The organism is Streptomyces cahuitamycinicus, assembly GCF_002891435.1.
GTDB lineage: Bacteria > Actinomycetota > Actinomycetes > Streptomycetales > Streptomycetaceae > Streptomyces > Streptomyces cahuitamycinicus.
In genome coordinates this window covers 1-9,119 of record NZ_POUC01000333.1, presented here as the reverse complement: position 1 = coordinate 9,119, position 9,119 = coordinate 1, and the positions used below count along the sequence as shown (strand labels likewise).

Here is a 9,119-nt window from a genome sequence, read left to right as displayed (position 1 = left end):
GGTGGGAGAGGGCCGGACCTGGAAGGCCCGGCCCCTGGGGAGGCGGGAGAGAGCCGGGCCTGGAAGGCCCGGCCCGGGGGATGCGGGGGTGTCTCAGTCGGCGAAGTTGGCGCCGAAGTTCGGGTAGCCCGTCGTCGAGACGCCCGAGGCGCTCGGGGAGACGGTGCGCGAACCGGTCGCGGTGATCCTCGTGCCGTCGGACGGCAGGTAGAGGACCGCGCCGTTGCCGGTGTTCTCGTACGAGCCTGCCAGTAGGTCGGCGCGGCCGTCGCCGGTGACGTCGTCGAGCTTCACGTCGGCGCCGAGCATGTCGCCCTTCTCGTCCGAGCCGGGGACGCCCGCGGTGCTCTGCGCGAACGACTGGGTGCCGGAGGAGGTGTTGATGCCGGAGGGAGAGCCGTACAGCACGACGAGCTGCCCGGCGTCGGTGACGGAGCCGAGGTCCTCGCCCGCGACCCCGACCACGAGGTCCTGGTAGCCGTCGCCGTTGACGTCGCCCAGGTCCAGCTCGTAGCCGAAGTAGTCGTTCTTCTCCGAACTGCCCGGCACGTTGCCCGTGTTCTGGGTGATGCCGGTGGTGGCGCCGGTGCCGTCCGGGGCGCCGTAGGTGATCCACACCTTGCCGCCGTCGGCGGCCTCGGGGAAGGTCACCCCGTTGTCGGCCTTGTTCCAGTACATGCCGGTGACGATGTCGCCGTAGCCGTCGCCGTTGACATCGCCGATGCCGGTGATGACACCGGCCTTGAGCTGCCGGGCACCGGTGGCGGACAGGCCGGAACCCGTGCCGGGGAGGAGGTAGTTGGCGTTCCAGTACCGGCCGGTGGCGGTCTCGAAGCCGTCGACGACCAGGTCGGTGCGGCGGTCGCCGTTGACGTCGCCTGCGGTGAGGTTGAGCGGCCCCGAGCCTTCGCCCGACGCCTGGACGGGTGCCTTGACGCTGTAGCGGCCCTTGACCGCCGTGCCGGAGGCGCTGATGCCGCCCTTGAGCACGTGGATGACGTTGGAGGTGGTGCCGACGGCCAGGTCCGCCTTGCCGTCGCCGTCGAAGTCACCGGCGGCGAGGTTGCGGCCCCAGCGGTCGTGCTTGGTGGGGGCCGCGTCCGCGATCGAGACGCCCTTGCCGGTGATGCCCTGCTCCGAGCCCCACAGGACCGCGACGCCGCCGCCGTCCTTGTCGCTGCCGACGTCCTCCAGGGGGGAGGAGACGGCGAGGTCGTCGTAGCCGTCGCCGTTGAAGTCGGCGTAGGCGCTGTCGGCGCCGAACACGTCGCCGGTCTCGGCCGTGCCCGGGTTTCCGGTGGTGTTCTGGCTGATCGCGGACCGCTTCGCGGAGGAAACGCCGGTCTTCGTCCCGTACAGGACGACGAGCTGCCCGGCGTCCTTCTTGCCGCTCACGTACGCGCCGGAGGCGGAGAACGCCACGTCGCCGATGCCGTCGCCGTCGAAGTCGGCCCGCGGGGCGTGCGTGCCGTCCGCGGCCGTCGCCGTGCCGGCCGCGGTGGCCGAGAGCAGCGTGCCCGTCAGCGCGACCGCGGCGGCGGTCGCCAGGGCGAGCCGCACGCGGGGGCGCCGGGGCGGGTGAGCGGGTGTGTGCCGGCGCCCGCAGGGGCGCTCGTGCTGCTGCATGCGGGTCTCCTGCTGCATGCGGGGGATGCCTGGCGGACATCCACAGTCGATGGAGGGCCGGACTGTCCGTGTTCGCCGGGAGTTGTCCGGGCGTTCACGGCTGGTCGGCGATCAAGAGACCTGCGGAGGGACGTAAGGGTTGTACGTGAGTTCGGTTGACTTCCGGTGCGGCTCGGGGTGTGCGGTGATGGTCCGGCGGTCGTCGGGGTGAGGGTCCTGCGGTCTTCGGCCGGTACCGCACGTCGACCGAGGCCATACGGTCCTGCCCGGTGAGCGGCTCCAGCCGCATGGGCGCGCTCCTGGGCTCCAAGGGCCGGGGCCGGGGGATTGGGACTGCCTTGCGTATGCATGACCGCTCCCCCGCAGGAAACTCATCGGACTGCGCTCATCCTCTCCGCCGACGCCGAGCGAGCCCCGAATCCGCGAGTGACCGGCTGCCGCGGACGTTCTTCCTATACTTGCGACATGGACCACGAGCTGGAGCGAGCCGCCCTCGTCGCATTGCTGCGGCGTGGCGACCGGCCCTGGCCCGAGCTGACCGACCAGATCGAGTCGGTCGGAAGCGCCCGCGACGTTCTCGAGCATGCCGTTGACGCCTCGGGGCAGAGCGCCCTGTTCGACACCGGTCCTGCCGTGGATCTGGACTCCGTCGCCGCGGAGATCTCGGCCTGGGAGCACGAGGGCATGCGGCTGGTGACGATCCTGGACGACGATTACCCGCTGTACCTGAGGCTGGTCCACCAGCGTCCGCCGTTCCTGTTCCTTCGGGGAACGCCCGTCGAGGACGACCTTCGGGTCGCGGTCGTCGGTACGCGTGCCCCCAGCCCGGAGGGCATCGCACATGCCCGTGCCATCGCGGGCGGGCTGGCCGAGCGTGGCGTCACCGTTGTCAGCGGCCTGGCCGCCGGAATCGATACCGCCGCACACGGCACGGCCCTCGCTGTCGGCGGACGCACGGTCGCCGTCATCGGCACCGGCCTCCGGCGAACCTACCCGGCGCAGAACGCCGACCTGCAGAGAGAAATCGTCGAGCGGGGGCTTGTGGTCTCCCAGTTCTGGCCTGACGCACCGCCCTCGAAAGTGTCATTCCCCATGCGTAACGCTGTGATGAGTGGATACAGCCTCGCCACCGTCGTGGTGGAGGCGGCGTACCGCAGCGGCGCTCGTATGCAGGCACGCCTGGCGCTTGAACATGGACGCCGCGTATTCCTCATGCGCTCTCTCATGACGCACGAATGGGCGCGGGAGTACGCGAGCCGACCCAACACCACCGTCATCGACGGTCCTGATGACGTCTTCAGCCAACTCGACTCGCTCGTACCCACCACGGGCGAGCTCACCTGGGCATAGACGGGCGTACCGCGCGCCGTGATGGTGCCGGTTCCGCACGTCCCTCCCATGTCGTGCGGACGTTCCTGCGGATGAATCACGACCATGTCGCACTTCCGCCCACTCCACCTCGCGTGTGACACATGTGGCCTACCGTGACCGTCACGCGTAACAAGCAGGGGAGACCATACCCAGGCACCAGAATGACCTACCGGGCGTCCTGGACTTCCCGAACGAGGGCGGTGCGCAACCCCGCACGTATGTCTGCGTCGCCGAGAACGCGGGCGCATGAACGGGGGATTATGATCACCAACAAGGCGGGGTCGTAGCACAGAGGTAGTGCGCCGCGACAGCATCTCGGAGGACGTCGGTTCGAATCCGACCGCCCCGCCCCTTCCTCAGGCCAGAACAGCGCCCGCCGGCGACGAACCGCCCCTCAACTCACGACACCCCGACGCCCCCCGTTTCGGCTGCGGATGACGGACATCAGCAGGTCATGGGTCTCGGTGTCAGCGGCCACGACAAGCCCGCGGCCCGCCTCGCCGATCGGGGCGCCGTCGATCCCGGTGACAACGCAGCCGGCAGCCCGGCACACGGCAAAGCCGGCGGCGAAATGCACACTCCCGGACAGGTCACCGCCGTCGGTGACATACGCGGCGCGCTTACCGGCTGCGACCCAGGCCAACGCCAACGTCGTTGACACGACCCTCGGACGGAACCGCTCGACGAACTCGGGGTGGCACAGCAGGTCCACGGCCCGGAACCCGGGCGCGCCGGGGAACGGCGGATCCAGGTTGACATCCACCAGCCGGGTGGCGGACGTGGGCGCCAGCCGTGCATCAACTCCGTCCTGCCGCACCCACGCGGTCTCACCGTCGGTGAAGAAGACCTCGCCACTGAACGGGTCGGCCACCGCCGCCGCACCGTTGCGCAGCGCCACGTTGACGGCCACCAGCATGTTGCCGACGGCGTAGTTCAGCGTGCCGCACAAGGGATCCACCAACCACTGGCGCACGGCGTCGGCGGCACCCTGCTGCCCGCCTTCCTCACCGAGAACTGCGTCACCGGGACGAGCGGCACGGATGACGGCGAGAATCGCCTTCTCGGCCTCGACATCGGCGGCGGTCGCAAAGTCTCCGGCGCCCTTGTCGATACGGGTGAGCCGCTGGCCGTGCATGCTGCGCACCACGTCTGCGCCGGCACGTGCACCGGCTATCGCCACCGCAGCATCATCGGAACCTGCGTGTGAGTTGATCACGCGAGCAGAGTATCGGGGTGAGCCACCAACGAGATGCTTGCAGCTTCCGCTCCAGACTGGGGGCGTTCACGGTCATCCGATCCTGATCTCGTACCGCAACTGCTGCCGCTGGGCGGGCATCACCATACGGTCCACCTGAATCGGTCGCTCCTCGCGGTCCAGGGTGAGCCTGGTGAGGCGCAGGACGGGGTCCGTCGCGGCGATTCGCAGGACCTCTTGCTCCTCTTCATCCGGAAGGCCGACCGTGACGTCCTCCCTGACCAGAGCGCCGACATGCCCCAACTCCGCGAGCAGGGTGACAGCTCCGCCACGGATCTTGGCCGTGCCGGCGAGCTGGGTGCCTCGGGCGATGGCGGCGGGATAGTAGGTATTGGTCAGTTCGTTCGGCTCGTCGTCCAAGAGGATCAGGCGGCGTCGTACGACGACCGGCTCCCCGTCCGGGGTCGCCAGCAGTGCTGCGACCTCAGCCGGTGAGGGGACCTCTCCGGCATGGACGATGCGCTGGGAGCCACGTCGGCCCATGGCCGCGGCTTCCGCGCTCCAGGCATCGCCCTGCCCCCGCTCACGCGGTGCCAGATACGGCATCGATGTGCTGACCCACCTGCTCATGCTCACGTTGCCCTCCGGCGCAATCGACGGTCCTGACAAACCCGTTCGCGAATTCAAGGCCCCAGGTCCGGGCGTGCAACAAGGCCCCCGCCTACGCTCCTCCGTCCGTGGGCTTCGAAGGGCGCTCCGCGACGAACGACCCCAGACCGACCTCGGCCCGGACGAGTCCCTCCGTCTTGAGGTGAGTCAACGCCTTCTGCGCGGTCGAGGCGGCGATGCCGAACTCGGTGGACAGTTCGACGACGGACGGCACCCGACTGCCCACGGGGTACGACCCGTCAGCGATGCGATCGGCGATGACTGCGGCTACCTGCCGCCAGACCGGACGGGTGCGGTCAAGCTCGGGACTCATGCAGGGGACGCTAAAACTCTGCGGTAGACCGCGCGACCGCAGTAGACTGCGGTAGACCGCGCTGCCAAACGCAGAACCCCCGCGACGGGTGGAGCCGTCCGGGGGCGTGGCCACCAGCGAAGCCGATCGGAGCTGATGACGTGCTCGACCTTATCCGCAGTCTCCTGGTGTGGGTGGGGCTCTTGGCCTCTCCTTCCCGTAGACGACGCGCCACCGCTCATCCACCGGGGACCATGCCCCCCGCACCTTTCCCCGAGTGGGGGCCACTTCCCGCTCACCGCAGTCCGTACGGGCTGAACACTCTTCTGGACGGCACTTCCACCGTCACCGTGCGCCCCTACCTTGCTGCTCATGAGCAACGCCGAAGGCGTCATGAGCTGACCGCTGTGTCGTTGAGACCGGACCTGCCGGGACCCTGCTGGATCGAGCGGACGGAGGTCGCTTGATGAGCGCGGGCTTCGAGTCGCCACAGCCCGGAGATGGGCCGCGATTGCGCGCAGTGCGTCTCCTGCCCTGGTCCGGACCTGAGGGCAAGGCGAGCTACCTGATCACCGACGGTCGTGGAGGACGGCTGTCCCGGCTGGCCGACGTCATCGAAGCGACCCAGATCGACATGGGCGCCCAACTCCTCGCCCACGCCGAGGACCTGCTCCCGGATGCCACCGAGGTGCAACTCCGCTTCCTGGCCGAGCGCCTCACGGAGGCCCTGCGGGACATCCTCCGCGTTGCCGAGAGCCGGGGATCCGGGAGCCGGGAGCCGGGAGCCGGGAGCCGAAGGGCGGGAGCCGGGAGCCGACGGGCAGGGTCCCCGGAGCCGAAGGGCGGGATCCCGGAGCCGGGAGCCGGGAGCCCGGGCCGTAAGCCGTAGGGGGAACGCCGACGCCCCCCGCCCGATGACTCGGAACAGGGGGCGTCGCAGCAGTCGGACGAACCGCGGGGACCGCCTACTTCACCGGCTCCGGCTCCGGTGCGTTCTCCGAGTCCGACGTGCCCGCCGGCGGCTCGTCGTCGTCCGAGTCGTCGTCGGCGGACTCCGCCGGGACCGGCGTCTTCACCGAGTCCAGCAGGAGCTGGGCGACGTCCACGACCGTGATGGACTCCTTCGCCTTGCCCTCGTTCTTCTTGCCGTTGACCGAGTCCGTGAGCATGACCAGGCAGAACGGGCAGGCCGTGGAGACGATGTCGGGGTTGACGGAGAGGGCCTCGTCGACGCGCTCGTTGTTGATGCGCTTGCCGATCCGCTCCTCCATCCACATCCGCGCACCACCGGCGCCGCAGCAGAAGCCGCGCTCCTTGTGGCGGTGCATCTCCTCGTTGCGGATGCCGGGGACGCTCGCGATGATGTCGCGCGGCGGCGTGTAGATCTTGTTGTGGCGGCCCAGGTAGCAGGGGTCGTGGTACGTGATGATGCCCTCGACCGGCGTGACCGGGATCAGCTTGCCCTCGTCGACGAGGTGCTGGAGCAGCTGCGTGTGGTGGATGACCTCGTAGTCGCCGCCGAGCTGCGGGTACTCGTTGCCGATGGTGTTGAGGCAGTGCGGGCAGGTGGCGACGATCTTCTTGGCCGACTTGGGCTTCGCCGACTCGGGCGTCACTTTGCCCTCGTCGTCCGTCTCCTCGCCGAACGCCATGTTCAGCGCCATGACGTTCTCCATGCCGAGCTCCTGGAACAGGGGCTCGTTGCCCAGACGCCGGGCGGAGTCACCGGTGCACTTCTCGTCGCCGCCCATGATGGCGAACTTGACGCCCGCGATGTGGAGGAGCTCCGCGAAGGCCTTCGTGGTCTTCTTCGCGCGGTCCTCCAGGGCGCCGGCGCAGCCGACCCAGTACAGGTACTCGACCTCGGACAGGTCCTCGATGTCCTTGCCGACGACCGGGACCTCGAAGTCGACCTCCTTGAGCCACTCCAGGCGCTGCTTCTTCGCCAGGCCCCAGGGGTTGCCCTTCTTCTCCAGGTTCTTGAGCATCGTGCCCGCCTCGGACGGGAACGACGACTCGATCATCACCTGGTAGCGGCGCATGTCGACGATGTGGTCGACGTGCTCGATGTCCACCGGGCACTGCTCGACGCAGGCGCCGCAGGTGGTGCAGGACCACAGGACGTCCGGGTCGATGACGCCGTTCTCCTCCAGCGTGCCGACCAGCGGGCGCTCGGCCTCCGCCAGCGCGGACGCCGGGACGTCCTTGAGGGCCTCGGCCGACGCCTTCTCCTCGCCCTCCATCGTCTTGCCGCCGCCGGCCAGCAGGTACGGCGCCTTGGCGTGCGCGTGGTCCCGCAGGGACATGATCAGCAGCTTGGGGGAGAGGGGCTTGCCCGTGTTCCAGGCGGGGCACTGCGACTGGCAGCGGCCGCACTCGGTGCAGGTGGAGAAGTCCAGCAGGCCCTTCCAGGAGTACTGCTCGACCTGGGAGACACCGAAGACGTCGTCGTCGCCCGGGTCGGTGAAGTCGATCGGCTTGCCGCCCGAGGTCATCGGCTGGAGCGCGCCGAGGGCCGTGCCGCCGCTCGCCTCGCGCTTGAACCAGATGTTCGGGAACGCCAGGAAGCGGTGCCAGGCGACACCCATGTTGGTGTTGAGCGACACGACGATCATCCAGACGAACGAGGTGCCGATCTTGATCATCGCGACCAGGTAGACCAGGTTCTGCAGCGCCGTGACCGACAGGCCCTTGAGGGCGAGGACCAGCGGGTACGACGCGAAGTACGACGCCTCGTAGTGGTCGACGTGGTGGAGCGCGCCCTCCAGGCCCCGCAGGACGTAGATCGCCAGGCCGATGGTGAGGATGACGTACTCGACGAAGTACGCCTGGCCTGCCTTGGAGCCGGCGAAGCGGGACTTGCGGCCCGGACGGCTGGGCAGGTTCAGCAGGCGGATCGCGATGAGCACCGCGATGCCCAGGACCGTCATCACGCCGATGAACTCGATGTACAGCTCGAACGGCAGGAACTCACCGATGACCGGCAGCACCCAGTCGGCCTGGAACAACTGGCCGAAGGCCTGGGCGAGGGTCGGCGGGAGGGTCAGGAAGCCCACGGCGACGAACCAGTGGGCGACACCGACGATGCCCCACCGGTTCATACGCGTGTGGCCGAGGAACTCCTTCACCAGGGTCACGCTGCGCTGGTAGGGGTTGTCGGTCCGGGTGCCGGCCGGGACCGGCTGGCCCAGCTTGAAGTACCGGACGAACTGGCCGATCGCGCGTGCGAGCAGCGCGACGCCGACCACGGTCAGAACCAGCGACACGATGATCGCGGCGAGTTGCATGGGGGCTCCTCGGGCCTGCGAGGGGTTTCGGCGGGGTGACCTGTCATTCTCCAGGTTCCCCGACATTACTAAGCGGTAACTTATGCAGTCCGTCTGAGACTACCCTCATCCTCCGCCGCACTGTAGCCGGGTGGGCAGTGATCTGAATCGCTGAGGGTTGCCTCAGAAACCGACCGGATCCGGCCGGGATGAGATCGCGATCCGGCCGGGGTGAGGTCGTCGATCCGGCCGGGATGAGATCGCGATCCGGTCGGGATGAGGTCGCGCTTCTGCCGTGTCATTCATCCGTGTTGTTCATACCGAAATGTCATAGTCCTGCCTAACTTATAACTGTGCTCTACGGGATCAGTGCCGCCGCCACCGCCCTTCTCCTCACCGTCCTGCTCGCGGTGGCCCTGCGGGCCCCGGCCCTGCGGCTGCGGCTGGTCGAGCGGCGGCGGCAGCGGGACGTGCCGTTGTCCGGGGGTGTCGCCGTCGTGCTCGTCACCGGGCTGGTCGTGGGGACGGGGGCGTGGCTGGGGGTCGCGCCGCCCGCCGACGGCACACGGGGGGTGCTCGTCGCCGCGGGTGCCGTCGCTCTGCTCGGGCTCGTCGACGACGTGTGGCGGCTGCGGCGGCGGGTCCTGGTCGCCGGCACCGGCGTGGCGGCCGCGTGTGTCGTGCCGTACGGGGAGACGGG

The 9,119-nt window shown here is 69.1% G+C and carries 7 protein-coding genes, 1 tRNA gene and 1 pseudogene; 4 read left to right on the top strand and 5 right to left on the bottom strand.

All coding sequences use genetic code 11. From position 1 onward, the window contains the following. Positions 1 to 93 precede the first annotated feature (93 nt). Positions 94 to 1,626, bottom strand: a complete 1,533-nt coding sequence (locus tag C1J00_RS31855; RefSeq protein ID WP_102912453.1) for a VCBS repeat-containing protein — start codon at positions 1,624 to 1,626, stop codon at positions 94 to 96. 465 nt (positions 1,627 to 2,091) lie between these two features. Here C1J00_RS31855 and C1J00_RS31850 point away from each other — a divergent pair, with 465 nt between their 5' ends. Together C1J00_RS31850 and C1J00_RS31845 are read left to right on the top strand one after the other, a co-directional pair. Next, entirely contained in the window at positions 2,092 to 2,976 is an 885-nt protein-coding gene (locus C1J00_RS31850; RefSeq protein ID WP_102912452.1) for a DNA-processing protein DprA, read from the top strand. A 296-nt stretch (positions 2,977 to 3,272) separates the two neighbouring features. Beyond that, positions 3,273 to 3,347, top strand: a tRNA-Leu gene (locus C1J00_RS31845). A gap of 44 nt (positions 3,348 to 3,391) precedes the next feature. Here the strand turns inward: C1J00_RS31845 and C1J00_RS31840 are convergent. The 3 genes from C1J00_RS31840 to C1J00_RS31830 form a co-directional block, all read right to left on the bottom strand. After that, positions 3,392 to 4,213: an inositol monophosphatase family protein gene (locus tag C1J00_RS31840; protein WP_102912451.1), complete on the bottom strand. Its 822-nt coding sequence runs from the start codon at positions 4,211 to 4,213 to the stop codon at positions 3,392 to 3,394. Positions 4,214 to 4,285: 72 nt separating this feature from the next. Then, positions 4,286 to 4,828 carry a GntR family transcriptional regulator gene (locus C1J00_RS31835; RefSeq protein WP_102912450.1) on the bottom strand — a complete coding sequence of 181 codons (543 nt, stop codon included), beginning with the start codon at positions 4,826 to 4,828 and terminating at the stop codon, positions 4,286 to 4,288. 85 nt (positions 4,829 to 4,913) lie between these two features. Continuing rightward, complete coding sequence (locus C1J00_RS31830; protein WP_102912449.1) at positions 4,914 to 5,174, bottom strand: GntR family transcriptional regulator; 261 nt, start codon at positions 5,172 to 5,174, stop codon at positions 4,914 to 4,916. Between the two features lie 499 nt (positions 5,175 to 5,673). Here C1J00_RS31830 and C1J00_RS31820 point away from each other — a divergent pair, with 499 nt between their 5' ends. Continuing rightward, positions 5,674 to 6,042 carry a hypothetical protein gene (locus tag C1J00_RS31820; protein WP_342751767.1) on the top strand — a complete coding sequence of 123 codons (369 nt, stop codon included), beginning with the start codon at positions 5,674 to 5,676 and terminating at the stop codon, positions 6,040 to 6,042. A gap of 76 nt (positions 6,043 to 6,118) precedes the next feature. Here C1J00_RS31820 and C1J00_RS31815 read toward each other — a convergent pair whose 3' ends face one another. Beyond that, positions 6,119 to 8,440, bottom strand: a complete 2,322-nt coding sequence (locus C1J00_RS31815) for a (Fe-S)-binding protein (RefSeq protein WP_102912447.1) — start codon at positions 8,438 to 8,440, stop codon at positions 6,119 to 6,121. Positions 8,441 to 8,772: 332 nt separating this feature from the next. On the opposite strand from C1J00_RS31815, the pseudogene C1J00_RS31810 reads away from it, so the two are divergent. Continuing rightward, positions 8,773 to 9,119, top strand: a pseudogene (locus C1J00_RS31810) (MraY family glycosyltransferase); the annotation flags it as partial.

Bases quoted from the DNA above. Each gene is read 5' to 3' on its own strand.
- C1J00_RS31815 (WP_102912447.1), bottom strand. From the start codon at position 8,440: ATGCAACTCGCCGCGATCATCGTGTCGCTGGTTCTGACCGTGGTCGGC.
- C1J00_RS31850 (WP_102912452.1), top strand. From the start codon at position 2,092: ATGGACCACGAGCTGGAGCGAGCCGCCCTCGTCGCATTGCTGCGGCGT.
- C1J00_RS31855 (WP_102912453.1), bottom strand. From the start codon at position 1,626: ATGCAGCAGCACGAGCGCCCCTGCGGGCGCCGGCACACACCCGCTCAC.
- C1J00_RS31830 (WP_102912449.1), bottom strand. From the start codon at position 5,174: ATGAGTCCCGAGCTTGACCGCACCCGTCCGGTCTGGCGGCAGGTAGCC.